20 protein-coding genes and 1 pseudogene are annotated in these 26,441 nt (G+C 61.5%); 3 read left to right on the forward strand and 18 right to left on the reverse strand.

Going from position 1 to position 26,441, the window contains the following annotated elements; all coding sequences use genetic code 11:
- Nucleotides 1-19 precede the first annotated feature (19 nt).
- The 7 genes from FE782_RS17250 to FE782_RS32330 all read right to left on the reverse strand — a co-directional run bounded on the left by FE782_RS17250 (nt 20) and on the right by FE782_RS32330 (nt 10,418).
- Nucleotides 20-1,027, reverse strand: a complete 1,008-nt coding sequence (locus FE782_RS17250) for a LacI family DNA-binding transcriptional regulator (protein WP_158299429.1) — start codon at nt 1,025-1,027, stop codon at nt 20-22.
- Between the two features lie 1,415 nt (nt 1,028-2,442).
- Nucleotides 2,443-6,375 (reverse strand): Ig-like domain-containing protein, encoded by a 3,933-nt coding sequence (locus tag FE782_RS17255; RefSeq protein WP_238392531.1) that lies wholly within the window; start codon nt 6,373-6,375, stop codon nt 2,443-2,445.
- The gene (locus tag FE782_RS32925; RefSeq protein WP_238392532.1) at nt 6,372-6,947 is read right to left on the reverse strand and encodes a hypothetical protein; all 576 of its coding nucleotides are present in this window, start codon (nt 6,945-6,947) and stop codon (nt 6,372-6,374) included. The genes FE782_RS17255 and FE782_RS32925 overlap by 4 nt, the downstream gene beginning before the upstream one ends.
- 54 nt (nt 6,948-7,001) lie before the next feature.
- A complete protein-coding gene (locus FE782_RS17260) occupies nt 7,002-7,868 on the reverse strand; it encodes a carbohydrate ABC transporter permease (RefSeq protein ID WP_138195484.1) in 867 nt (288 codons plus the stop codon).
- A 13-nt stretch (nt 7,869-7,881) separates the two neighbouring features.
- On the reverse strand, nt 7,882-8,781 hold the full coding sequence (locus FE782_RS17265) for an ABC transporter permease (protein ID WP_138195485.1): 900 nt from the start codon (nt 8,779-8,781) through the stop codon (nt 7,882-7,884).
- A gap of 25 nt (nt 8,782-8,806) precedes the next feature.
- Nucleotides 8,807-10,120, reverse strand: coding sequence for an extracellular solute-binding protein (locus tag FE782_RS17270; RefSeq protein ID WP_138195486.1), 1,314 nt, complete (start codon nt 10,118-10,120; stop codon nt 8,807-8,809).
- Nucleotides 10,008-10,418: a hypothetical protein gene (locus FE782_RS32330; protein WP_158299430.1), complete on the reverse strand. Its 411-nt coding sequence runs from the start codon at nt 10,416-10,418 to the stop codon at nt 10,008-10,010. Before FE782_RS32330 ends, FE782_RS17270 begins: the two co-directional genes overlap by 113 nt.
- A gap of 339 nt (nt 10,419-10,757) precedes the next feature.
- On the opposite strand from FE782_RS32330, the gene FE782_RS17275 reads away from it, so the two are divergent.
- Nucleotides 10,758-13,103 carry a helix-turn-helix domain-containing protein gene (locus tag FE782_RS17275; protein WP_158299431.1) on the forward strand — a complete coding sequence of 782 codons (2,346 nt, stop codon included), beginning with the start codon at nt 10,758-10,760 and terminating at the stop codon, nt 13,101-13,103.
- A gap of 257 nt (nt 13,104-13,360) precedes the next feature.
- Here FE782_RS17275 and FE782_RS17280 read toward each other — a convergent pair whose 3' ends face one another.
- From FE782_RS17280 to FE782_RS17295, 4 genes are read right to left on the reverse strand one after another with little or no spacing between them, the layout of a single operon-like run.
- Nucleotides 13,361-14,080: a hypothetical protein gene (locus FE782_RS17280; protein WP_138195488.1), complete on the reverse strand. Its 720-nt coding sequence runs from the start codon at nt 14,078-14,080 to the stop codon at nt 13,361-13,363.
- Nucleotides 14,016-14,858 (reverse strand): amidohydrolase family protein, encoded by an 843-nt coding sequence (locus FE782_RS17285; protein ID WP_158299433.1) that lies wholly within the window; start codon nt 14,856-14,858, stop codon nt 14,016-14,018. The genes FE782_RS17280 and FE782_RS17285 overlap by 65 nt, the downstream gene beginning before the upstream one ends.
- Before the next feature lie 16 nt (nt 14,859-14,874).
- On the reverse strand, nt 14,875-16,809 hold the full coding sequence (locus tag FE782_RS17290; protein ID WP_138195490.1) for a DUF8034 domain-containing protein: 1,935 nt from the start codon (nt 16,807-16,809) through the stop codon (nt 14,875-14,877).
- Nucleotides 16,806-17,726, reverse strand: a complete 921-nt coding sequence (locus FE782_RS17295; RefSeq protein WP_138195491.1) for an aldo/keto reductase — start codon at nt 17,724-17,726, stop codon at nt 16,806-16,808. Before FE782_RS17295 ends, FE782_RS17290 begins: the two co-directional genes overlap by 4 nt.
- Before the next feature lie 104 nt (nt 17,727-17,830).
- Here FE782_RS17295 and FE782_RS17300 point away from each other — a divergent pair, with 104 nt between their 5' ends.
- Nucleotides 17,831-18,655, forward strand: a complete 825-nt coding sequence (locus FE782_RS17300; protein ID WP_138195492.1) for a helix-turn-helix transcriptional regulator — start codon at nt 17,831-17,833, stop codon at nt 18,653-18,655.
- Nucleotides 18,656-18,711: 56 nt separating this feature from the next.
- Here FE782_RS17300 and FE782_RS32930 read toward each other — a convergent pair.
- Both FE782_RS32930 and trmL read right to left on the reverse strand, forming a co-directional pair.
- Nucleotides 18,712-18,813: pseudogene (locus FE782_RS32930) on the reverse strand (SAM-dependent methyltransferase); the annotation flags it as partial.
- 3 nt (nt 18,814-18,816) lie between these two features.
- Nucleotides 18,817-19,287, reverse strand: a complete 471-nt coding sequence (trmL, locus tag FE782_RS17310; RefSeq protein WP_138195493.1) for a tRNA (uridine(34)/cytosine(34)/5-carboxymethylaminomethyluridine(34)-2'-O)-methyltransferase TrmL — start codon at nt 19,285-19,287, stop codon at nt 18,817-18,819.
- Nucleotides 19,288-19,418: 131 nt separating this feature from the next.
- On the opposite strand from trmL, the gene FE782_RS17315 reads away from it, so the two are divergent.
- Nucleotides 19,419-20,138, forward strand: coding sequence for a response regulator transcription factor (locus tag FE782_RS17315; RefSeq protein WP_138195494.1), 720 nt, complete (start codon nt 19,419-19,421; stop codon nt 20,136-20,138).
- Nucleotides 20,139-20,151: 13 nt separating this feature from the next.
- Here FE782_RS17315 and FE782_RS17320 read toward each other — a convergent pair whose 3' ends face one another.
- From FE782_RS17320 to aroF, 5 genes are all read right to left on the reverse strand, one after another.
- Nucleotides 20,152-20,739, reverse strand: coding sequence for a Uma2 family endonuclease (locus tag FE782_RS17320; protein ID WP_158299434.1), 588 nt, complete (start codon nt 20,737-20,739; stop codon nt 20,152-20,154).
- A gap of 155 nt (nt 20,740-20,894) precedes the next feature.
- Complete coding sequence (serC, locus tag FE782_RS17325) at nt 20,895-21,983, reverse strand: 3-phosphoserine/phosphohydroxythreonine transaminase (protein ID WP_138195496.1); 1,089 nt, start codon at nt 21,981-21,983, stop codon at nt 20,895-20,897.
- 60 nt (nt 21,984-22,043) lie between these two features.
- Nucleotides 22,044-22,892: a pyruvate, water dikinase regulatory protein gene (locus FE782_RS17330; RefSeq protein WP_138195497.1), complete on the reverse strand. Its 849-nt coding sequence runs from the start codon at nt 22,890-22,892 to the stop codon at nt 22,044-22,046.
- 152 nt (nt 22,893-23,044) lie between these two features.
- The gene (gene glnA, locus FE782_RS17335) at nt 23,045-24,469 is read right to left on the reverse strand and encodes a type I glutamate--ammonia ligase (protein WP_138195498.1); all 1,425 of its coding nucleotides are present in this window, start codon (nt 24,467-24,469) and stop codon (nt 23,045-23,047) included.
- 251 nt (nt 24,470-24,720) lie between these two features.
- Nucleotides 24,721-25,770, reverse strand: a complete 1,050-nt coding sequence (gene aroF, locus FE782_RS17340; protein ID WP_138195499.1) for a 3-deoxy-7-phosphoheptulonate synthase — start codon at nt 25,768-25,770, stop codon at nt 24,721-24,723.
- Nucleotides 25,771-26,441: the final 671 nt, after the last annotated feature.

Consider the following 26,441-nt stretch of genomic DNA (forward strand, 5'->3'; position numbering starts at 1 on the left):
CAACCCCTTTATCCTATCGTTATGCCCATTCCGCCGGCCCGCAAGAATCGCGAACGATGAACTTCGGCCGAAGCAGATGACTTCGCGGCGTATTCTCGGTTCCTTCGATTTTCCGAAACAGCCCTTCCGCCGCCAGCGTCCCGATGTCGCGGAACGGCTGGCGTACCGTCGTCAGCGCGGGGTCCACCCACCCGGCGACGGGAATATCGTCGAAGCCCGCGACCGACAGCTCCCGCGGGACGCTTCGGCCCAGCTCCTTCAACGCCCGCAGCGCGCCGATCGCCGCCTCGTCGCTGGAGACGACGACCGCCGTAACGTCGGCCTCGCCGGCGAGCCGCCGCATCGCTTCGTAGCCTCCCTGATTCGTCCAATCCGATTCGACGACCCACTCCTCCCGGACCGGCATCCCGAGCGCTTCCATCGTTCGGCGATAACCCTTGTATCTATATTTGCTTGCGGAGAGGTCGTTCTGCCCCGAGATGTACCCGATTCGCCGATGGCCGATGCCGTGAAGGTACGTCACGACCTCTTCGATGCCCGCGGCGTTGTCGACGTCCACCGAGAACACGCCCTCCAGCTCGCAATGATCGCCGATCAGCGCGATCGGATATCCCGCGTCCCGGATCGCCCGCACGTCTTCCTCGTTCCGCTTGCGGAAGCTCGCGAGAATCAAGCCGTCGACCTGTCCTTCGTACAAGTAATTCAAGAACGAAGTCTCCTTGTCGAAGTTGGACGTCCAGCTGAGGAAGATGCAGTTGTACCCGTTCCGCCTCGCCACGGCTTCGATTCCTTTAATCATGCCCGAGTAGAAAATGTTCGAAATATCGTCGATGACGATCCCGATCGTATAGGTCTTGTTCATGACCAATCTTCTTGCATGGGCGTTGCGGTGGTAATTCAGCTCCGCGATCGCCTTTTCGAGCGCGTCCTGCGTCGCCTTCTTCACCTGCTGCCCGTTGAGGTACCGGGAGACGGTGCTCTTCGACGTGCCCGCGAGCCGGGCGACGTCGTGTATGGTCGGACCCATGGGGGGCCTCCTTCCCGTTCGCGTTTCTTCGATTTCGGGAACGTTCCCAAAATGACGTAAACCTGGGCGTCCCGCGTTGCTCCATACGCCTCTGGATGCAAATGCGCGCCGGTACTGGGAACGTTCCCATTCTCTGCATCTTACCATCCACCCTACCGCCAGTCAACGCGATTTCCTTGCTCGGAGAACCTTCCGCCAGCCCGCAGCAAACTAGCCGTTCTCCGTCGTAGTTCCTAACCTCCGGCAACAGTCCCGGAACCGGCCCGGTGGGCGAAATCGTCGGAATTCCTCCGACTACAGCCCGCGCGGCCGGCCCGGGAAGCCGAATAGTCGGATATTCTCCGACTACAGCACCCTCGGCCGGCCCGAGAAGCGAAATAGTCGGACATTCTCCGACTACAGCCCGCGCAGCCGGCCCGGGAAGCCGAATAGTCGGACATTCTCCGACTACAGCCCACGCAACCGGCCAGGGAAGCCGAAGAGTCGGACATTCTCCGACTACAGCCCGCGCAGCCGGCTCGGGGAGCGAAATAGTCGGACATTCTCCGACTACAGCACCCGCGGCCGGCCCGGGAAGCGAAATAGTCGGACATTCTCCGACTACAGCCCGCGCAGCCGGCTCGGGGAGCCGAATAGTCGGACATTCTCCGACTACAGCACCCGCGGCCGGCCCGGGAAGCGAAATAGTCGGACATTCTCCGACTACAGCCCACGCAGCCGGCCCGGGGAGCCGAATAGTCGGACATTCTCCGACTACAGCCCGCGCAACCGGCCCGGAAAGCCGAATAGTCGGACATTCTCCGACTACAGCCCACGCGGCCGGCCCGGAAAGCCGAATAGTCGGACATTCTCCGACTACAGCCCGCGCAGCCGGCCCGGGAAGCCGAATAGTCGGATATTCTCCGACTACAGCTCACACAACCGGCCCGGGGAGCCGAATAGTCGGACATTCTCCGACTACAGCCCGCGCAGCCGGCCAGGGAAGCCGAAGAGTCGGACATTCTCCGACTACAGCTCACGCAGCCGGCCCGGAAAGCCGAATAGTCGGACATTCTCCGACTACAGCCCGCGCGGCCGGCCCGGGAAGCCGAATAGTCGGACATTCTCCGACTACAGCCCGCGCAGCCGGCTCGGGGAGCGAAATAGTCGGACATTCTCCGACTACAGCCCGCGCAGCCGGCTCGGGGAGCCGAATAGTCGGACATTCTCCGCGACAGCACCCGCGGCCGGCCCACACAGCCGGCCCGGGAGCCCAATTCGCGAACCATCTCCGGCTACAGCAAGCCCGCGGCTGCGGCTGAGCGAAGGGAAGACGAGGAGAAGGAGCCGCGAACCCTCTACCCGCCACCGGGGACGCAAAAAGGAGCCCCCGGGTCGAATTACGACCCGGACAGCCCCCTTGCTCCGCTCCCTATTTAGCTGTCCTGCAGCACATACGCCGCGTCGCGCAGCAGCACCGCCGCCGCGTCCGCCGCGATGTGCTTGCCGGCCTGCGCCTCGACATGATTCATGAAGGCGCCGAGCTCGCCGCCGGCGAGCTGCGCCTGCAAGCTGTTCGCGATGCCGGCGTTGTCGATCGCCCCGCTGTCCGCGAAGCGCGCGACCAGCGCCTTCAGCGAATCGACCGTGGCGACGAGTTCGAACGTCGCCTCGACGGCTGCGACATTGCCCGCGGCGTCGGCGGCCGTCGCGGTCACCGTATGCGCGCCGAGCGGCAGCGCGTACAGCGCGATCGGCTCGCCCTCCAAGGCGGCGACGCCGTCGAGCGCGATCGCGCTTCGCGTCGGATCGACGCCGGACGCGCCGTCGGACGCGGCGAGCCGCAGCGTCAGCGTCGCCGAAGTGTCGTACGCGGCCGCCACCGGCTCCGCGAACGCGAGCGCCGGCGCCGAGACGTCGACGCGCAGCTCGACCGAGCGCACCGCCTCCTCGAGGCCGACTACGTCGACCGAGCGGTACAGCAGCGTATACGCGCCGTCCGCGTCGAACGCGACCGGTCCCGTATACGGCGCCCAAGAAGCGCCGTTATCTACGCTGTACACGGTTTGCGTCACGGTCGCCGTCGTCGAAGTCGCCGCGAGCGTTACCTGTACGGGCTGCGTGTACCACCCGTTCGCGCCGTTCGGCGCGGCCGGGGACAAGGTCGCCGACGTAACCGGCGGCGTCAGCGCCGTCACCCGGATGTCGTCGAACCACAGCGCGCTGAACCCGCCGACGTAGAAGCCGATCGTGCCGGACGCGTTCGCCGGCGCGTACGCGCCTTCCAGCTTCAACGCGCCGTCGACGTACAGCCGCACCTCGCCGCCTCGAACGACGGCCTTCACCTCGTACTCCGTATTCGGCGCGAGGTCCTGATGCGGCGAAACCACGGTGCGAACGGCCTTCCAAGCGTGGTCGTACAACACCCACTGCGACGAGCCGTCCGCCTGCTTGCGGTACCCGATCCGTCCCGCGTTCGGACCGACCGCCCGATCGAACAAATAGAACGTCCCCTGCTCCGGCATCGTCGCCGGCGTCCGCAGCCGGAACGTCAACGCGTACGACGAGAACGTCCTCGGCGAATGCGCGGAGGCGCCGTTCACGATGCGGTACATCTTGTCGCCGCCGACGTCGACGACGCTGCGGTTCGGGTCCGTCGGCCAGCCGCCGGCGCCCGACTCGAAATCCACGGCGTGCAGCACGTCGGACACCGTCACCCGAGCGACCGCCTTCGCGTTCGGATTCGCGACCGACGTCGCGGTCACGTCCGCTTCGCCGTAGCCGACCCCGACGACGAGCCCGTTCTCGTCCACGGTCGCCACCCCCGGATCGCTGGACGACCAGACCAGTCGCCGGTCCGCCGCGTCGGACGGATCGAACGTCGCCGTAAGCTGCAGCCCGTCTCCGAACCCGACCGTCGCGGACGCGTGGTTCAGCAAGATGCCGGCCACGTCCGTCGTCGGCAGCGAAAACTTCACGTCGTCGAACAGCAAGTAATCGAAGCCGCCCGCGTAGAAGCCGACCTTGCCCGAAGCGTTGAACGTCGGGTCGGTCACCTTCAGCTTCAGTACGCCGTCCACGTAGACGCTAATGTCGGCGCCCTTCACGATGACCCGCACGTCGTACGTCGTATTCGGCTGCAAATCCTGATGCGGGAAGACGGTCTCCTTCACCGTCGCCCACGCGCCGTTGTACAGCAGCCACCTCGAGGTGCCGTCCTCCAGCTTCCGGTACCCGATCCGACCGCTGCTGCCGCTCGCGTTCTGCCGATCGAAAATATAGAACGTCGCCACCCCGGCCGGGATCGTCTCCGGCGTCTTCAGCTTGAACGTCAGCTCGTAATTCGAGAACGCGTTCTCGTTGAGCGCCGTCGCGCCCCTCAGCAGCTTATACATCTTGTTCCCGCCGACATCCACGATGCTTCGGTTCGGATCGGTCGGCCAGCCGTTGCGTCCGCTCTCGAAATCGGTGAACTCGAGAATGCCGTCCCCGACTTCGACGACGACCGTCACCTCGTCGACGAGCGACGGATCGGCGACGGACGACACCGTGACCGTCGTCTGTCCCGGCATGACGCCTTTCAGCACTCCGTTCGCGTCGACCGTCGCGACGGAAGGATCGCCGGAGACGTACTGAAGCGTCCGGTTCGTGGCGTTCCACGGCAACACGGCCGCGTACAGCTTCCGCGTTTTCCCCATGTCCACCGTCACCGCTTCGTCGTAAAGCTGTATGCCCTCCACGTCGATCGTCTCCGGCGCGAGGTACGGCCCCGCCTTCCCGTCGATGCCGATATCGTGGAACGGAATGTTCACGAAGCCGGGAATCTGCTGGAACACGGCCGCGTTATCGGTCAACGCCAGATCGCCGTTCGCCCAATCGACGAAGCCCGGATCGCCGTTCGTCACCCAGTTGCCCTCGTACTGCACCAACCCGAACTTGTCGTAAGCGCCTTGCGCGTTCGTCGTCGCGCTGCGCGCCTTCGTCGGATTCCACACGACGTTGTTATGGAACGTATTCGTGGTCGGATAATACCGGTTCTCCTCGAAGAAATCCGCAAGCTCCGGATACTTGATCAAGTGCGGCATGCCGACGAAGTCGTTGTACTTGTCGAATAAGGCGATCCATTGCGGCATGTAATTTTTATTGATTTGCTGATCCGGCCCGTCGCCCAAGTACAGATCCGCATAGTCGTACGGCACCTTCGCGTCGACGAAGATGTTGTTGCGCGTCAAGATGTGCGAGCCCCCGTTGTTGCGAACCGCGGAGTTGCCCATCCGATGGAAAATGTTCTCCTCGATCACGAGCCCCATCGTGAAGTTGTCGGGGTAGACGCCCTCCACGCCCGCCTTCCCTTCGCCGATATGATGGAAGTAGTTCCGCTTGATGACCGTGCCCCGCTCATGCGGCAGATGACCCTGATTCATATAGATGGCGCCGAGGTCCGAGAACATCTTGCACACGTCGTAGATGTCGTTATATTCCACAAGATGATCGTTGCCGAAAATGAGAATGCCCGGATGCGGCGCATCGTGAATTTCGCTGTGCGACAGCCGATTGCCGGCGCCGGTCAAGATGACGGCCGGGTTATACGCCTTGTGGTAATAAGCGAAGTCGTGAATATGGCTGTGCTCCACGACGTTGTTGCCCGGCACGAGCGTCAGCCGGTCGCCGCCGTTCAGCGTCACTCCCGTGCCGCCGATATGATGGATGTGGGTATAGGACACCGCGTGGTTGACGCCGGTCGCCTTCGCGAAGTCGTTGTACAGCCAGCGGCTCTGCGTGTTGACGAGCACGCCGCCGTTCGAGAAGTTGCGGATTTCGCTGTGCTCGATCCGCACGCCGTCGCCGCCCATGATGACGACGGCGGAGTCGCGCCCGTTTTCCAAAATCAAATCCTTGAACGTAATATGCGACGCATTGACCGCGTTGATCATCGGCGTCTTCAGCATCGTCACCGTAATGTCGGGATTCGCCTCGGCGAACGAAGCCGTCGGAAGGAAGTACAGCACCCCTTTCGCTCGGTCGATGTAATACTCGCCGGGCATATCGATTTCTTCCAGCAGGTTTTGCGCGAAGTGGAAGTCCGGATACCAATTCGTGAAGATGCCGCTCATCTCGCCGTACCGCAGCGTGATCGTCTTGTTTTCGAGGTCGATGTTCGCGATCTTGTTGTACGACCATTCCCAGCTATACCCGAAAATGCCGTCCAACCAAATATCGTCGGCCTGCGTCCAGTACTGCGGCCGGTCGTACGTAAACTTGAACGTGCCGCCCCGCTGCTGCAGATCGGCGTCCCGGCGCGTCGGGCCGGGGTCCAGGATGTCGCCCATCTGCACCGTGCCTTCGTTCGGCCAGCGCGCCAGCGTCATGCCTTCGCCTTCGACGTACAGCCCATCGGCGGCACGAGGCTGACGTCGTTCGCAAGATAATACCCGTGCCTGCTCATCTGGCCGTAATCCGTGATGCCGCGGCTCGCAAGATCGGCCTGCAGCACCTTGCCGCGCGCCTCGACGCTGACGATGCGGTTCAGCACGACCGGGTCTTCGACCGGGACGAACCAGCTCTTGTCGAGCTTCATGCCGCCGGTTAGCGTCACGGACTCGCCGGGGTACGCTTTGTACGTAATCCGGGCGTCCGCCGCGCCGGAATCGCGCTCGTCGAGCAGGAAGCTCTGCGTCCGCTCGTATTCGCCGCCGCGCAAATAGACGGTGACGCCGCCCTGCGGCAAGCCCGACGTCGCCTTCAGCGACCGGATCGCTTCCCGCGCCCGCTCGAGCGTGAGGAACGGCGACTCGACGGTGCCGGCGTTGGAATCGCTTCCATTCGGCGCTATAAAAAATTCCGCTCCTCCGGCAGCGGCCTGAGCCCCGGGCGTGGGAAGCGAGCCGAACAGAAGGCTGATTAATAGGAGCAGCGCGAACCATTTTCGATTGTGCTTCATGATTTCATCCTTTCGGTTGCAGAGTGAATTGAATTCCCCCGAAGGGGGGCTCCATTACCCTTTAATGGAGCCGATCATCGTTCCTTTTTCGAAATAACGCAAGAGGAACGGATAGAGCGCTAACACCGGAAACGCCGACACGATGACCGCCGCCATCTTGACGCTCTCCGGCGCCGGAGGCACGACGTTCGTCGCGGTCGTGAACGGGTCGAGCCGATTTTCGATCAAGATTTGCCGGATCACTTGCTGCAGCACGAACTTCGATTGATCGGAGACGTACAGCAAGTTATCCGCGAACGCGTTAATATGGAAGACGATCGACCACAGCCCGATCGTCACGAGCGACGGGATCGACAACGGCAGCATGATGCGGAACAAGATGCGCAGGTCCTTCGCGCCGTCGATGCGGGCCGCTTCCACGAGCGCGTCCGGCACGGAGCGGAAGAACGAAATCATGACGAGCACCTGGAACGCGTTCGCCGCATGCGGCAGCACGTACACCCACAGCGTATTGAGCAGATGCAGCTCCCGCATGAGAAGGTAGTTCGGCACGATGCCGCCGTCGAAGATCATCGTGAACAGCAGCAGCAGCACGAGCGTCCGCTTATACGGAAATTCCGGGCGCGACAGCGGGTACGCGGCGCACACCGTGACGAGCAGCGTCAGCACGGTGCCGACGGCCATCCGGAACAGCGTGTTCGCGTAGCCCGACCAGATGTACGGGTAGGTCAGCAATTCTTTATACGCCTCGAGATCTAGCACCCGGGGGTAGAAATGAAAGCCCGCGCGCAGCGCCTCCCCCCGGTCGCTGAGGGAGACGGAAAGCACATGCACGAACGGATAGACGACGACGAGCGCCAATGCGCCTAATACGATGTAAATCAAACCTAAGAAGATGCGATCCGACCAGCCGCTTCTCATTCGGCGCCCCCTCCTACCATAAGCCGTTCTCCCCGCGGCTCAGCTTGCGAACCGTCAGGTTGGCGCCCAGAATGAGCAGCAATCCGACGACCGACTTGAACAAGCCGATGGCGGCGGTATAGCTGTATTGGAACTGCTGTAAGCCGACCCGGTACACATAGGTGTCGAAGACGTCCCCGGTTTCGAACGTGACGGGATTGAGCAGGTTGATGATCTGCTCGAAGTTCGCGCTCAGAAACCCGCCGAGGCTGAGGATCAGCATAATCGCCACCGTCGGCATGATCGATGGAACGTTGATATGCACGATCCGCTGCCACCGGCTCGCGCCGTCGATCGTCGCCGACTCCTGCAGCTCCGGGTTGATGCCGGAGAGCGCCGCGAAGTAGATGATCGAGCCCCAGCCGATATCCTTCAGAATGGCCGAGACGACGACGATCGGGCGGAAATACTCCTTCTGCCCCATATAAAACACCGGCTTGCCGCCGAACAGCTCGACGATGTACGCGACGATGCCCGTCGTCGGCGACAAAAAGTAGATGACAAGGCCGGACATGACGACCCAAGAGACGAAGTGCGGCAAGTAACTCGTCGTCTGCACGAAGCGCTGGAACCCGCGCGACTTCACCTCGTTCAGCAGCAGCGCGAGCACGATCGGCGCCGGGAACGCGAACAAGAGGAAGTACAAATTCAGCAGCAGCGTATTCTTCAGCAGCCGGTAGAAGTTCGGGTCCGCGAACAGCGTGCGAAAGTGCTCGAGGCCGACCCAAGCGCTTCCCCACACGCCGTCGATGACGCGGAAATCTTTGAAGGCGATGACGACGCCGTACAGCGGCCCGTACTTGAACACGAAGAAGAAGGCGAACGCGAACAGGTACAGCGCCAGCAGGTCGCGGTGTTTCGCAAGCATTTTCATGAACGGCACGTCCTTGATTGGGATGTTACTTGAACTGCTTCTCGTACAATTCGTTCGCTTCCTTCGTCAGCTGCTCGCCGCCCGCGGCGTTCCATTCGGCGACGAACTTGTCGAAGTCCTCCAGCGGAATTTCGCCGCTGATGATTTGCGCGAAGTACTTCTGCATGAGCTGCGTCAGGTTTTGCTTATACTGGCCGTCGGACGGCAGCGTCGAGAACAGCAGGACGTCCGTATGATTCGGCGTGGAGGAATACGTCTTTACCGCCTCCGCAATCGCCGGGTTCAAATATTTCGCGCGGTATTCGCGCGTCGTGATGTTGCCGAGCGAGAACAGGCGGATGCCCTGCGCGTCGCGCTCTTCCTGCTTCTCGAAGCCGGGCAGGAATTTCGTCGCGCCCGACGTCGCGCCTTCCTCGGCGAACGTCCAATGCGTGCCTTGAATGCCGAGGCTCGTGCGGTTGATCGTCTCTTCGTCGCTGCTCTGGGCGCGGAGAATTTCGAAGATCTTCTCCAGCTTCGCTGCGTCGCCTTTCACTTGATTGCCGAGCACGACGAAGTTGCTCTTCACGCCCCAGTCCCAGCTGCCGTAGCCGCCCGGTCCCTTCGGGTTGTTGCCGAGCGTCAGCGTCGCGTCCGGGTTAATGCCGCGCATCTCGGCGATCGTCGCCGATTCCGGCGTCGCGCCGCGTCCGACCTGCTCCTCGATGACGCCGATGCGGTTGTTGTACAGCTTCTTCCGGTACGAATCCTGCGTATCCGTGATGAACTCCGGATCGATGACGCCGTCCGCGTACCACTTGCGAAGCAGCGCGAGCGCTTCCTTCGTCTGCGGCGCGACGGAGCCGTTCACGATCTTCCCGTCGATCAGATGCCACATCGTCGGCTCGACGCCGAACGCGCCGAAGATCGAATAGAAGCCGGACGACCAGGTCGACGTCGCCGTTCCCGTCAGGCCGAACGTATCGTTCTTGCCGTTGCCGTCCGGGTCCTTCTGCGCGAACGCGTAGACGGCCGCTTCGTATTCCTCGAGCGTCTCCGGTATTTTCGCGATCCCGACCGCGTCGAGCCAATCCTTGCGCCACAGCTGCGCGAAATCGTATGGCTTCAGATCGATGAACATCGGGATCGCCCACAGCTTCCCGTCGAACGTCACCGTCTGGAACAGCTTGTCGGAGCTTTCCATGTCCTTGGCGTACTCCGGCATCTTTTCTTTGATTTGGTTCAGATCAAGATCCGTAAGGACGCCCTGCCCCTGGTACGCGGCTACGTTCGCCGGGTCGCCCAGCATGAACAGATCCGGCACCTCGCCCGAGGCGATGCTCGCGTCGGTCACCTTCACCGGCGTGATCTTGAACGTTGAACTTCTCTTCCAGCCACTTTTCGACTTCCGTGTCCGGCACGACGCCGGCCGCTTGGAAGTGGATGCCCCACGTCAGCTCGACCGGCTCCGCAGGCTGCTGCGGTTCGGATTTGGTCTCCGCGCTCGGTTCCGCGGGTTTATGTTCCGTATTATTGTCGTTTCCCGCTTCGGCGGCGGTATTGCCTCCGCCCCCGCCGCTGCAGGCGCTTAAGACGGTAATGAGTAACGCCGCGGCGAGCGCGGCGCGCATCGACTTCGAATTCGAGTGGTTCGACAACGCGATCTCCCCCAATGGATGGTTTGCTGTGGTTCCGGTTTCGTTTTTGTTTTCGTCTTCTGTATCCGTTCGCTGGTTCGAACCCGGCCGGGGTTTGGCAACGGTTACATCCCTACCATACCCGGCTCTCCCCCGCCGCGACAATCGTTTCTTTGGGGATTTCTTGCGTTTTTCGGGATTCCGCCCGCGATTTCGCTTTTATGTTTTTTCGGATTTCGTATGTATTTCGGTCTGCGGCTATTCGAAAACGGGAACTGTGATATAATTCCGATTGTCGATATCGAGGTCGAACCGTTCGCTCGATTGTTGGAAACGCTGTCATCTCGGGAGGGAATGCTTGTGCTCGGACGCCCGGTCATCAAAAATCGATCGCTGTTCCTCAAACTGCTGCTCGCGATGACGACCCTCATCGTCGTCACGGTCATTCTGATTTCCTGGGCGACGTATTCGATTTCGGCCGACACCAGCGTTCGCAATTCGATCGAATACAACGAGTCGATGCTGGTGCAGCAGCGGGAGCTCGTACAGAAGGAGCTGGACGCCGTGAAGAACGTGGTGTCCAACATCATGATGACGCAATCTTACCTGTACCGAACGATCAACGGAAGGCTTAGCGTCGGTTCGCTCATCGATCTGACCAAATATATCGAAGAACAGTCGAGGATGAGCCCGTACATCGACTCGATTTACTTGTATTACGACGAACTGGGCATCGTCCTAAGCTCCCGGAACGACATCAAGATGTCGGCGGCGGCTTCGTTCGAGGACGGGTCGTGGCTGACCGAGATGGAGCGGTCGACGGGAAGCCGGACGGCGTGGCTGACGGGGCGGCCGGACGGCTTCCGCCCGGACGGGAAAGCGACTTCGCTGCTTCAGAAGATGCCCCTGATCGGCGATCTGGAAGGCGCGATCGTCGTCAACCTGAAGATGGACGCGCTGTTCGGCGACTACTTGTCCTATTATAAAAACAAAAAAGGGCAGACGCTCGTCGTCGGCCCGGACCGCGCGCCGCTCTACGGGGAATCCGGATTCGAGCCGGCCGACGCGGCCGCGCTCGTCTCCGCTCCCTTCGAGGGAGGCACGGGCTACTCCATCGACCGCGGGGAGCGAATCGTAACGTACACCGTCATGCCTGCGACCGGCTGGACGTTCGTGAACGTCACGAAGCGCTCCGACCTGCTCGCGAGCATGAACCGGATCAAGACGATCGTCATCGCCGTGTCCGCCGGTTACGTACTCGCGGCGTTCGCCATCGCCTTCTTCGTCTCGCGGTCGATCTATCATCCGATCCGCTCGCTCATCGCGTATATCGGCGGCGTCGTGCCGGCTTCGGAGGCCGGCGGGACCGAAGCCGGCGCGGCGCCGACCGCTTCCGACGAAGCCAGCTTTATTCGACGCAGCTTCGAGCGGCTGACGACCGACCACGATCGGATGGCGAGCGAGAAGACGCGGATCGAATCGCTGCTTGCCGAGCACCGGACGGCCATTCGGGAGAAGCTGCTGCACGATCTGATCCGCGGCGTCGTATCCGAGCGAGCCGACGCGGCCGGCGACGATGCGGACGCCGCCGAAGCGCCGCTCCCGCTTCGGGTCGACTTCGCGAGGTTCGCGGCGGTCACGTTCGAGCTGGAGGACGATCGTCCGAAGGAGAAGGAAGACGCCTGGCGTCTGCATTTGCTCCCCTATCGCCTGATGGAGCCGTTCGGGAACGAGCCGCCCGCGGAAATTTTCGCCAAGGACGACGCTCGGATCGTCGTATTGCTCTCCGTCCCCGTCGGCGCCGACCATGCCCCGCTCGAGCTGGCCAAAACCTTGAAGCATGACCTGCTCGAGCGGTTCGGCCTCGTCGCGACGTTCGGCGTCAGCCGCGTCCATTCGGGGAAGCCGGCGGTTCGCGCGGCGTTCGAGGAGACGGTGGAGGCGCTGCACCACAAGATTTATATCGGGGCGGGCGAAATTTTGTCGTACGCCGCCGTCAGCGGATCGCGCGACGAGGATCGCCCCTATCATTACCCGTACGAGTCGGAGAAGCGGCTGCTTCAAGCGCTGCTGCAGTCCAACGAAGCGGAATGCGGCGCCATCGTCGAAGACATCTCGCGGGAAGTGATCGATCGGAAATTAGGGAAGTCCGCGATTCAGCAGCTGTACTTTCAACTGGGCGGAGAGATCGTCAAGACCGTCGCTCGTACCGGGGGCGACGCGGCGGCGATTTTCGGCGAACAGTCCGACGCGATGCTCGCGCTGTCGCGCGCGCAAACCGTGAGGGAGATGGAGCGCTGCATCCGCGACATGTGCGCGTTGGTGTTAGAGCATAACCGGGTGAAGCGCGAGCGGATGAACGACGTCACGCTGCGGCTCGCTATGGAGTTTATGGAGAACCACTATAACAACAATATTTCCGTCGACACCGTCGCCGACTACGTTCAGCGCAGCACCTCGTTCCTGAGCCGCATCTTTAAGGAGGCGACGGGTCAAACCGTGAACGACTACCTGATTCAGCTGCGCATCCGGCGGGCGAAGGAGCTGCTCGCGAACCCCGCGCTGTCGCTCGAGGACATCTGCCGGGATATCGGGTACGCGAACGTCAGCTATTTCAGCAAGCTGTTCAAGTCCCGCACCGGCCTGACGCCCGGCCAGTTCCGGATCGAGCGAACGGCGGATAAGCTGCGGAGCGAGCAGCTTTAGGGCGCTCCCTCCCGGGCCGGGCGTTCGCGCTCCAGTCGGAGTTCGTCTAGTATGGGAGCGCCCCCCAATTTTCGTCCTACGCCGAACCAAATTTGAGGACATCCGCCGCATTCCCCGCCTCCGCCGACCGCAGACACCGCTCATGGCTTCTGAGCTGACGACATCAGGCGGGAAAGAACGCCGACAGCAGTCCCTCCCTACCCTCAAACGCAAAAAAACACGGACCGTGTCGCGCACAGCCCGCGTCTCCCGTATTCCTATCCAAAAGATAAAACTTCCCTCAAGCGCACCCACAGTACCGCATCCCCCTCGGCGCCCGCTTCGTTCGTCCAAGGGACGAAATGCGGCCGCATGAATGCGTGCCAGTCGTCCGGCAGATCGCCGATACGCCTTCCCGCCCCTCGCTCGGACGATCCCGCGAACGCCGGCAGCTCATGGTACGAAAAGAGAATATCCTCATGCGCGCCGATCGTATACGTCTCGTTAAAGGAATTCGGCTTCTGCTCCTGCAGCATGTGGTGGTAACATACGTAGCTGGCGTAGCGATCCGGGCGCAACCTCGCTAAGCAGCCGATTCGTTGTTCGACGGCCCGCTCCCGACGCCGCATCTCCGAAGGCTTCGGTTCGCCGTCGTGAAAGACGTCGATCATCGCCGCGGCCCGCCGGCCGCGAGGACGACCCGGCCACGCCGACAGCAGCGGTGCGCATGCGTCAGGCCAAGGCAGGTCGTCCCATGGCCGCGTCGCTTCGAGGTAGACGTACACTTCCCCGTCCCGCTCGAAGACGGAACCGCCCAGCGCGCCCCGCTCTCGCAAGCATTCGGGCCAGCCGCTGCCTCGCAGCGCGCCGAGGAAGCGCTCCGTCTCCCCTTCGACGAGTTGCGCGCGAAACATCATCCGGTACAGAACGGCTTCACTCCCCGTCTCCCAAGCCGTATATGCGCCGGGCGTTGCCCGCCCGAAGGAGCCGCAGCTCATCCGCGCCGAGTCCCGCCGGGAGCAGCGACTCGAACCGCTCGACGACGTCGTCGTATCCGCCCGCCTGAAGCGCGACCGGCCAATCGCTCCCGAACAGCAGCCTTGCGCTGCCGAACCGGTCGAACAGCTCGTCGACGTAAGGGCGCAGCGGCTCCGGTCGTTCGGACAACGTCAGCATGCCCGACAGCTTCGCCGACACGCTCGGCAAGGCGGCCAACCGCTTCATGCCTTCGCTCCACCGCGCATCCCGCGGCTCGCCCGACCCTGCCCCAGGGCAACCCAGATGATTCACGACGCACCGCAGCGCGGGCGTCTCCGACAATCGCTCCGCGACCGCGGCCAACGCGTCCGGCCGCAGGAGCACATCCAGCGTCAAGCGCGCCCGCTCCATCAGCCGAAGCGCTTCTTCCAGCTTCGACCGAGCTTCCTCGTCCGCTTGCGCCCGCAGGAAGTCGCTCCCATTCAGCCGGACGCCCTTGAACGCGGGCGATTCCCGCAGGCGCTCGATCGAAGCCGCGAACGTTGCCGCGAACGGGTCGAGGCCGGCCGAGACGCCGACAACGATCGGGTACCGGAGCGACAGCTCGAGCAAGAAGCGCGCCTCCGCCTCCGTCGGGGCGGCCTGCACGGCGATGACGCCTTCGACGCCCCGTTCCTGCAGCTTCGGAAGCAGATGCTCCGGCAAGTAGTCGCGGTACAGCACCGGATTGCTCGGCTTCAGCCAGCCGTAATCGCCCCGCGACAGCGCCCAGAAATGCACATGACTATCGACATACATGAGTCTTGCCCTCCCTCTACAGCGTCGACCGTCCGACATACATCGGATCGGCGTCGTAAGGTCCCGGCCACGGCATGGCGTAGCTCGGCGGATAGACGTAGCGCTCCATCGAGAGGCGAAGCCGGAGGACGGCGCCGGGGAGGAGCGTCACGACGAGCCACCGGCCGCCGACCGCGACGGTCGGACCCGCAGGCCGCTCCTCCTCGTCGATCGGCGCCGCCTCGACGAACCGATGCTCGCCGAACGTGCCCGCCTGCACGACGACCTCGCGCGTCTCGAATAAACTCGTGTTGCACAGCCGAAGCGTCGCGGAGTCTGCGGCGAGACGCTCCACGAGCGCGGACACGCCCTTCGGCAGCCCCGGCCGCTTCCGCTGCGCGTCGAAATACCGGACGCGGCCATGCTGCAGGCCGCCGTGCGAAATATGCATCGGGCCGCCGAGCGTCAGCTGCGCGAGCCCTTCGAAGTAGACCGGACACATCTCTTGCCAAATATGAATGCCCGAGAAATTCCCTTGGCTATGATCGTCGCTCCAGGTCCGCGGATCGCCTTCGGCGGAACGCAGCTTCTCCAGCTGGCGGCCGATCAGCTCCATGTTGGCCGACAGGATGCGTTCGGGATAGCCGGGATTCAAACCGCGAACGTACTGGAACCACGGCTCCGTGTTCCCGATGTAATGCTTCGTCTCCCGCCCGGTTCGAGCGTCCCGCCCCGAGACGACCGGAACGACGATCTCGTTCCAATCATGCGTCGCCTCGATGCGTTCGATCCGCTCCAAATCCTCGTCCGCCATCGACATCGTCCACAAGTATACCGGATACTTCGGCAGCGCCTCGCGCCAATCGAACCAGCCGCCGTCGCCATGCTTGTAGGGGACAAGCCACTTGCCGTCGACCTGCCGGCGCATCGCCCAGTTCGCGTCCAATTGCGAACGGGCGAGCGCCAGCTTGGACAGATCCCCGCTCAGCAGCGCCGCGTTCATGCAGGCGTTCGTGATCGGCTCGATGAGCGTCATGAAGCCGTGCGGCCATCTCCAGCCGTAATACCCGCCCCACCACTTGCCGTCGTTATACTCCCCGATGACGTCGTTCAGCCCTACGTTATCCGGAACGAGGCCGCCGTTGCGCCGCGTTCGTTCCTCCCACGCTCCCAAATAGTCGAGTGCCCAATCGCGGAGCGACTCGTCTCCGCTGTGCATGAAGGCATGCGTCACTAACGACGTCGCGTTCAGATTGAGCGGCACGTCGCCGCGGTTCATGCGCTCGTTCATTTTCTCGAGAATTTGCCGATATACCGCGTCGTCGGACCATGGGCAGCGCCCGGAAGCGAAGTCGACGCCTTCTAGATCTTCGTACGGCGCCAAATAATGATCCAGAATGCCCCGATGCGTGCTCCAATCCTCCGCCGTCACCGTAAACCGAGGCCCCTTGCTGCCGTTCAGCGGAGAGCGGATGAGCTTTTTCTCTTTATCGTAGTTCGGCGCTTCCGGGTCGTCCCCCGTGTACATGGCGGCGAACCGCGCCGCGCGCTGCCGATCCTTCACCGTCGCCGGACCGGCGAGGCCGAGGAAATACAAGTAGAGGTACCCCTCGCCGTGATGCATCCAATCGTAATAAGCGTCGAATTCCCGGTGAATCTGCCCGTACGCCGTCCACTGCCACGTGATGCCCTCCCAGATGGCGCGAGACAAGTCGTACAACTCGTCGTCCCCGCCGAGCGCGTACAGCAGCGCGAGATTCATGAACCCTTCGTACGGATCGTCCGAGCCGTCCATCCCCGGCCAATCCTTATGCCAGATCAAGGTGCCGTCCGGATGCGTATACCGTTCGACGAACTCCTTCGCGGCCAGATGCAGCGCGTCGAACATCCATTGCTGCTGCATTGCCCAGGTCGGCGGTGCGGCGCGCGTCGATGCGACGATGCGGGGCATTTCCTTTACGCGATCGTTCACTTCGCATCCCCCCTGTCCGCGAACAGCTTCTTTCCTTGGAAAAGGTCGAATACGCGCCCCTCCTCCGCAGGCTCGAGCCCTCTCCCGTCGCAATACGCCAGGTTCGCGCGGAGCACCTCCCGCGTCGCCGCGCCGGTCAACGTCACGTGAATGTCAGGCCGGGACAAGCTGAACCGCATCGCCGGCTCGACGAGTCCGTGCGGTTCCGTCTTCCGCAGAAATCGCAGGAAAGCCATCCGCCGCTCGGCCTCTTCCTTCACGTCCGCCTTCAGGAACGGCGCGGGCACGTCGGCCAGCAGCCCCATCCCGAGCGGACTGCCTTGCATCACCCCGACGTTCGCGTCGCTCGCGAGCGGCAGCAGGTCGTCCTTGGCGGTATGATCGATCAAGGTGTACCTCGCGTAAAATTGTACGCAGTCGAACCGGCCGAGCCGAATATATCCCATCAACAGAGGCAGGTCCCTGGTCGACACGCCGATCCAGCGAATTTTCCCGTCTTCCCGAAGCTTCTCCAGCGCCGGCAGCGTCTCTTCGACGATCTCCTCGAAGGGCCGCTGCTCCGCGTCGTGAATCTGCAGCAGGTCGACGCGATCCGTCCGCAGCCGCGCCAAGCTGTCTTCGACGGATCGAATCGTCTCTTCCCGTCCGAAGCGTTGCCCCGGACCGACCGCCTTCGTCGCGAGGAACACTTGCTCCCGCTTCCCGCCGCGCAGCGCCTTGCCGATGCGCCGTTCGGATTCGCCCTCCGCGTAACTTGGCGCCGTATCGATCACGTTGATGCCGCCGTCGATCGCTTCATGGATCATCTTCTCGACCTCGAGCTCGTCGGCCGCGCCGAACACCCCGCCGAGCGGCGCGCCCCCGAGCCCCAACTTCGACACGCGGACGCCCGTTTTCCCGAAAATGGTATATTCCATGACTTCCCCTCCTACTAGAAGATTGTAAAGATCTCCCGGTATAATGAAATAGCAATAGGTTACCTCCCTATTACATATCTTCTCCTCGGAGGGACGTCATCGCGATGGAATTTCTATATACGACGCCGCCGGACGGCATGACGGATCTTATCGTCTTGGAGGTCGGCACGCAGCAATGCGCTCCCGATTCCCGCTTCGGTCCGGCCGTGCGGGATATGTTCGTGCTGCATTGCGTCCATGCCGGGTACGGGCATTTCGAATCGGGGGGCATCGTTCGAAGGGTCGGTCCCGGCGAGTTGTTTCTGGTCGCGAAGGATACCGTCAACACGTTTTGGGCCGATCCGGCGATGCCTTGGCATTATTCTTGGTTCGGATTCGGCGGCGCGCTGGCCGCCCGCTTGTGCGAACAAGCCGGATTGTCCGAGCGTTCGCCCGTGAAGCGGTTCGACCCGGAGCGCCCCGTCGACGCGTTGTTTCGGGATTTGACGAAGCTGCGGGACGAGCCCGCGAAGGAGCTGCTGCTCACCGGACTGCTGTTCCGCGTCTTCGGCCATCTCGCGGAGCCGGACGACGCCGCGGCCATGAAGGACGACGTAGGGTTCCACGTGCGCAAGGCCGTCGCCTACATGAACGCGCGATATGCGGAGCGGATCCGGCTCCAGGATATCGCGGCGCATGTCGGGCTGGACGAGAAATACTTGTGCCGGCTGTTCCAAGCGAAGCTGCGCATGTCGCCGTACCGCTTCTTGACCGACGTGCGCATGCGTAAAGCGTGCCGTCTGCTGCGGCGGCACATGCTCGGCGTGGCGGAGGTCGCCCGGTCGGTGGGGTATCAAGATCCGTTGTTGTTTTCTCGGATGTTCAAGCGAACCGTAGGACTTTCCCCCACGCAATACCGGGAGAAAGCCAAGTCGGAGAGCGCCCCGTAACGGCGGCGTACGTCCGGGAAGGCGATGGAGAGGAACTTACTGCGGCTTACTCCGCACGGTGCCGCGAATGAATACCGCGCGACAGGATCGAGCAGCATGCCGTTCGTCGGCTTCATCGACTTGGGGATGATCCGCTCCCCGGTCCGCTCCGGCTCCATGCGTCAGCCGCGACGCAGACCCGGGAATTCCGCCTGTCGCAGCGCCTCGAACAGGACGATCGCCGCCGAATTGGACAGATTGAGCGAGCGGATATTGTCGTTGATCGGAATCCGAATGCGCCGTTCCGGGAAGCGCGACAGGATCGAATCCGGCAGTCCCTTCGTCTCCCGGCCGAACACGAACATGTCCTCGTCTTGATATTCGAAGTCCGTATAGCTGCGGCTCCCCTTCGTCGTCGCAAAGAACATGCGCCCGCCCCCGTACTGCTCCAGCACCTCTTCGAACGAATCGTGCACATGCAGCTTGACGGACGGCCAATAATCTAGGCCGGCCCGCTTCAAGTCCTTGTCTTCGATGCTGAAGCCGAGCGGCCGCACGAGATGCAGATGCGTCCCGGTGCCTGCGCAGGTGCGCGAAATATTGCCCGTATTCGCCGGAATTTCCGGTTCGACGAGCACGATATGAAAAGCCATGTTCGGAAAAGCCTCCTTGAATGCCCTGGAATGGCGTCGTTTTACACACAATTAATATTCCGTTAATTCGGCGATGACGTCAGTGAAGCATAATGGGGATACACCCTATACCATAGGAGCGAACCGATGCCATGAAAAGAAGAATCCTGGTCGTCGACGACGAACCGTCCATCTCGATGCTAATCGAATTCAACTTAAAGCTGGCCGGGTACGACGTCCAATGCGTATACGACGGCGAAGCCGTCTTTCACGTGCTCTCCTCGTTCCGGCCCGATCTCGTGGTCTTGGATTTAATGCTGCCGAAGATGGACGGCCTGGAGGTGTGCCGGCGGCTCCGCTCCGAAGGCAACATGGTGCCGGTCATCATGCTGACGGCGCTGCAGGAACTGCCCGACAAGATCGCCGGTCTCGATAACGGGGCGGACGATTATATGACCAAGCCGTTCTCCCCGCAGGAGCTGCTCTCCCGCATCCAAGCGATTCTGCGTCGGACCGCCGCCTTGCCGTCTCTGCAGACGGACGAAGCGATCTCGCACGGCGCTCTCGTCGTGAAGCCGGAGCAGCGGGAAGCGTCGCTGGACGGCCAACGGATCGACTTGACGCCGAAAGAGTTCGACCTGCTGCTCTTCTTGCTGAAGCATCGAGGCAAGGTGCTCTCCCGGCAGCAGCTGCTGCATGGCGTATGGGACTACCACTTCCTCGGAGATACGCGCATCGTGGACGTCCACATCAGCCATCTCCGGGACAAGATCGAGTCGAATCCCCGCAATCCTGAATATATTGTAACGATCCGCAATGTCGGGTACAAGCTGAGCGATGCCGCCGGGAAGGAAGCCGCCTCGAACGGGTAACGCTCCGCATCGGTCAATCCGCCGGGGCGACGTTCGCGAACAGCTCGTTCATGTCGATTTCGACGCACCCGAACAAGGGGGACGTCAACGTATCCCCGAGGCCGTACGTGTCGTGCAGCTCGAACTTCCCGCCGCTCGACACGAATTGGTCGACGGTTCGGTGCGTCGGATCGGCGATCCAGTATTCCTTCACGCCGTGGCGTTCGTACTGACGCTTCTTGCGAATCTTGTCGTTTTTGCTTGTGCTCGGGCTCATAATTTCGGCCACGAGATCCGGCGCGCCCTCGATCCGCTGTTCCGTGAGGATCGAGGCGTTTTCGCGAGTGACGTATATCAAGTCCGGCTGAAACTGATTGTTTTCGTCCAAGTACACGTCGATCGGCGCGAACAAAATGATTCCATCGTCGGAGCAGATTCGATCCATCGCGCGGAACATTGCCGCTAAGATCCGTTGATGCGACACGACCGGCGCCGTCAGGAAGTCATACCGTACCCCCTCAATGATTTCGTACCGTTCTTCGACGAACGGATTACGCTGCGGTTCACCCTCGTACGTCTCCATTTGCTCCTTCGCGCGTTCGGCCGGCTTCTTCTTTCCCATGAACATCTCCTTCTTCCTTTCGAAAATGTCCCCGCAACGCGAAACACCCCGCCCAGGCCGCATGATGCGTGCGCTTAGGCGAGGTGCTTCCTCGGCTTCGTTACCGTCAGTATGACGGAAAACTTTGCAATTTGTCAAGTTTCGCGTATGTTCGGTTATTGCCGTTTCCGACGGAAATCGTGCATGAACTCCGCCAGCGCGGCGCATGCCTCGTACGGCACGGCGTTGTACGTCGACGCGCGGCAGCCGCCGACGCTGCGATGCCCCTTCAGCCCGACGAAGCCGGCCGCGTCCGCCGCCTTCAAGAACGCCTTCTCGTCGTCCTCGTTCGACAGGCGGAACGTAATGTTCATGCGCGAGCGGTACGGCGCGTCCGCGTGACCGCGGTAGAAGCCTTCGCTCTCGTCGATCGCCTGGTAGATGAGGTTCGTCTTCTCCACGTTGCGGCGTTCGATGCCCGCGAGTCCGCCCTCGGATTCGATCCACCGAAGCACGAGATTCATGATATAGACGGAGAAGGACGGCGGCGTATTGTACAACGAATTGTTCGCCGCATGCGTGTCGTAACGCAGCATCGTCGCGAGATGCTCCGGCGACTTGTCGACGAGCTCGTCCTTCGCGATCACGACGGTAACGCCGGACGGGCCGAGATTTTTCTGCGCGCCCGCATAGATGAGCGAGAACTTCGACACGTCGAGCGGACGGCTCAAGATATCGCTGGACATATCCGCGATGAGCGGCACCTCGCCGGTTTCCGGGAACGCGTCGAACTGCACGCCCTCGATCGTCTCGTTCGAGGTGACGTGGAGGTACGCGGTATTGTCCGGCAGCGCCGACTTCGACAAATCCGGCACGCTCTTGAAGCCGCTCTCCTTGGAGGATGCTATCGTCACGGCGTCGCCGAACAGCTTCGCTTCCTTATAAGCTTTCGTGCTCCACGCGCCGTGGACGACGAACGCCGCCGTCTTGCCCGCCGGCAGCAAATTCATCGGCACCATCGCGAACTGCGTGCTCGCGCCGCCCTGCAGGAACAAAACCTTATAGCCGTCCGGGATGCCGAACAACGTGCGGAACAAGCCTTGCGTCTCGTTGTTCAGCCGCTCGTAGTTTTCGCTGCGGTGCGACATCTCCATGACGGACATGCCCGTTCCCTCGAAATTCGTCATCTGTTCGGCGGCCGTCTGCAGCACCGACAGCGGCAGCGCCGCCGGCCCCGCGTTAAAGTTGTATGCTCTCTTCGTCACCCGTCCCACTCCATTTCCCGATTTCGATTTCACCTATCATAGCAAGGACGTACCGCGGGTTCAAGAGAAATATCCCATGATGATGCCCGCCGTCTCCTCGATCGCTTTATCCGACACGTCGATGATGCGGCAGCCGATGCGATGCATGACCGACTCCGCGTAATCGAGCTCGCGGACGATGCGCTCCATCGCCGCGTACGACGCTCCTTCGGGCAGACCGACGGCTCTCAGCCGTTCCGTCCGGATCTTGTGGATCGCTTCCGCGTTCATCGTCAATCCGAAGACGCGCTCCGGATCGAGCGACAGCAGCTCCTCCGGCAGCCGCACCTCCGGCACGAGCGGCCAGTTGGCCACCTTGTACCCCTTGTGCGCAAGAAACATGCTGAGCGGCGTCTTCGACGTCCGCGACACCCCGACCAGCACGACCTGCGCCTGCGTCAGTCCCGTCGGATCCCGCCCGTCGTCGTATTTGACGGCGAACTCGATCGCTTCCACGCGGTTGAAATACTGCTCGTCCATCTCGTGCAGCAGCCCGGGCTTGCGCTTCGGCGCGTCGTGGAACGTATCCGTGAACGCCTGCAGCATCGGCCCCATAATATCGACCGCGCGTACGCCTAACCGCGCGGACTCCTTCAGCATCGCTTCCCGCAGCTTGGGCTGAACGAGCGTATACGCGACGAAGCTTTCGTACCCCTTCGCTTCTTCCAGCAGCCGCTCGATCTCTTCGACCTCGCGGACGTGCCCGACGCGCTTGATACGAACCTTCTTGCCTCCGAATTGCCGGAGCGTCGCCATGGCGACCGCTTCCGCCGTCTCCCCGACGGAATCGGAGCATATGTAGAGGACACCCTCGTCTGGATGATACAACGTCTGCCGCGACTCGGGCGGCGTTCCGGGCGGTACGGACATGCGGTGCGTTCGACTCCTTCTGCGGCGGTTTACCCCGCTCTTCCTATCACTTTACCGTGTCGAATCGTCGAATTCAAGCCGGGGCCGTCGGCTCGCGATGGCAAGAAAACAGCCCCGGCGAGATGCCGAGGCTGCTTGGATAAGTGCAAGAATTAGCAATCGAAGTACAACGCGTATTCGTGCGGATGAATGCGGATGGAAACGGCTTTCGCTTCGGCGCGCTTGTATTCGACGTAGTTTTCGATGAATTCCTTCGTGAATACGTCGCCTGCCGTCAAGAACTCGTAGTCCGCTTCGAGAGCGTCAAGCGCTTCGTCCAGGGAGCCCGGAACGCTGCGGATGTCCTTCTTCTCTTCTTCGGAGAGGTCGTATACGTTCTTGTCGACCGGACCGTATCCGAGCTTGCGCGGGTCGATCTTGTTCTTGATGCCGTCGAGGCCGGCCATCAGCATCGCCGCGAACGCGAGGTACGGGTTCGCCGTGGAGTCCGGCGTGCGGAACTCGATGCGCGCGCCCTTCGGCGTAACCGCCGCGATCGGAATCCGAACCGCTGCGGATCGGTTGCCCTTCGAGAACACGAGGTTGACCGGCGCTTCGTAGCCAGGCACGAGACGCTTGTAGGAGTTCGTGCTCGGGTTCGTGAACGCGATGATCGCCGGAGCGTGGTGCAGGATGCCGCCGATGTAGTAGATCGCGAGCTCGGACATGTTCGCGTATGCGCCCTTCTCGTAGAACAACGGGGAACCCGCGTTGAAGATGGACATATGAACGTGCATGCCGCTGCCGTTGTCGCCGAACAGAGGCTTCGGCATGAACGTCGCGACCTTGCCGTGCTGGCGCGCCGTGTTGTGCACGATGTACTTGTACTTCATCAGGTTGTCGGCCGTCTTCGTCAGCGTGTCGAAGCGGAAGTTGATCTCGCCTTGGCCCGCCGTCGCGACTTCGTGGTGATGACGGTCGATGCGGATGCCCGCTTCCATCATCAGTCGGCACATTTCGCTGCGGATGTCCTGCTGCGTGTCGACCGGTTGTACCGGCACGTAACCGCCCTTAACAGGGACCTTGAAGCCGAGGTTGCCGCCTTCTTCCTTGCGGCCCGTGTTCCATGCCGCTTCTTCGGAGTCGACTTCGAAGTACGACTTGTTCATGCCGGTTTCGAAACGAACGTCGTCGAAGATGAAGAATTCGGATTCCGGACCGAAGTACGCATCCGTACCGATGCCCGTGGATTGCAGGTATTCTTCGGCTTTCGTCGCGATGCCGCGCGGATCGCGGTCATAACGCTCGCCTTCGGCCGTGAAAATATCGCACATAATAATCAATGTCGGGTGAGCCGTGAACGGATCGACATACGCCGTCTCCGTAACCGGCATCATCACCATGTCGGAGTTTTCGATGCCGCGGAAGCCCGGGATCGAGGAGCCGTCGAACGCTACACCGTTAACGAAAGTATCTTCGTCGATTTCAACCGCAGGTAAGGAAATGTGCTGTGCTTTACCGGACAAACCGACGAATCGGAAGTCAACCCACTCGATATTTTTTTCCTTGATCAAATTGAGAACGTTTTGTGCCGACATGCTTAAATACCTCCTAATTCCGAACATTGAGTAGTTAATTAGATCAAATCGTTCAGTAATTTGCTAAAACCTTGACGTTATTATAAACCCGTCGATATTTAGCGTCAATAGCTATGTAAGGTATTTTTGACGCATATGTCAGCTATACTCACACCCTCGAGGTATGTAAGCGTTCACAATTAGCAGCGCTTACATTTTTGCGATGCAAAAAGGCCGCCCCCACCCAGGGACGGCCTCGCTTATTTCTCGTTTTACTTTAATGAAGATACCGGCTGCTTCGCCGTCTCGAACGACTTGCCGACGAGCGGAGCCAATTGCTGAAGTTCTCGCAGCAGCGTATCGAATTGGTCCGGGAACAACGACTGCACGCCGTCGCCCGTCATCGAGTTGTCCGGATCCGTGTGCATCTCGACGATCAAGCCGTCCGCGCCGGCCGCGACCGACGCCTTGGACATCGTCGCCACGAGCTCGCGGCGGCCCGTGCCGTGACTCGGGTCCGAGATGACCGGCAGATGGCTCAGCTGCTTCATGACCGGAATCGCCGACAGGTCGAGCGTGTTCCGCGTGTACGTCTCGAACGTCCGGATGCCGCGCTCGCACAGCATGACGTTCGGATTGCCGCCCGCCAGGATGTATTCCGCCGCGTTCAGCCACTCGTCGTACGTCGCGCTGAAGCCGCGCTTGAGCAGCACCGGCTTGCCGCACGTGCCGAGCTTGCGGAGCAAGTCGAAGTTCTGCATATTCCGAGTGCCCACCTGCATAATATCCGCGTATTCCGCGCATACGTCGACGTACTCCGGCGTCATGACCTCCGTGATGGTGACGAGGCCGTACTTCTCGCCGGCTTCCGCCATCCACTCCAACCCTTCGACGCCGACGCCCTGGAAGCTGTACGGACCGGTCCGCGGCTTGAACGCGCCGCCTCGGAGCACTTGCGCGCCCGACGCCTTCACGTGCTTCGCGATTTCCATAATTTGCTCGCGGTTTTCCACCGCGCACGGGCCGCCCATCACGACGAGCTCCTCGCCGCCGATCTTCACGCCCTTGATGTCGATTACCGTGTCCTCCGGATGGAAGTCGCGGCTCGCGAGCTTATACGATTTCGAAATCTTAATGACGCTTTCCACGCCGCTCATCTGGCGCAGCTGCTCGGCGAGCGTCGGTTCCGCCTTGCCGATGATGCCGACGACCGTCCGGTCCGTCCCCTTGGAGACGTGCGCCTGCAGCCCCCGCTTCTCGATCGCCCGTACTACGTCCTGAATTCTATCTTCGCCCGCCGCATTCGATAAGATCGCGATCATAATTCCCACTCCTCACGAATATATATACGCTTTCGTACTTCGACGCGTATACGCTTCTACGCTTTTATGCTTTTAACCACTAAAGTAACTATACGAAAAAGTCGGCCTCTCCGTCAAGCCTAACTTGTCGGCGAGGCCGTATTTTTTTGCGCGAGGTCACGCGCTCGCTGCCTGCATAAGTACATTTAATTAGTCCGCGGCAAGCTCGCTACGCTACATTACCTGCGAAAGTGCATCTAATTCGCCGCTTAGCGGGGGCAGCGCTACGGATTACCTGCACTTTCGCAGGCATTTCGCGTTTACGCGTCGTTTCGGGCCCAAATAACTGTACAATTGCATCTCCACTGCCGGCCGCCGCAGATCAGGAACAACCGCCTACATCACCCGGCGAAGCGCGGGGACGCTCTTGTAGGCAAAATTCTCCGCCTAAACCGCACCGCCAAGCACGGATTCGCGCTTATTAGTGGAATCCTCACCTAAACTGCGCGGCCAAGCGCGGATTCGCGCTTATTAGTGGAATTCTCCACCTAAATTTGCGCGGCTAAGCGCGGATTCGCGCTTATAAGCGGAATCCTCGGTAGTGTCCAGAAGTTTGTGTATTTTAGGTAGGGGTATCCATCGGGACGATGGATGCGTCAATTAGATTTAATTTTCTGAACTTGGTTCTTGTG

This window comes from Paenibacillus antri, from assembly GCF_005765165.1.
Taxonomy (GTDB): Bacteria; Bacillota; Bacilli; order Paenibacillales; family YIM-B00363; genus Paenibacillus_AE; species Paenibacillus_AE antri.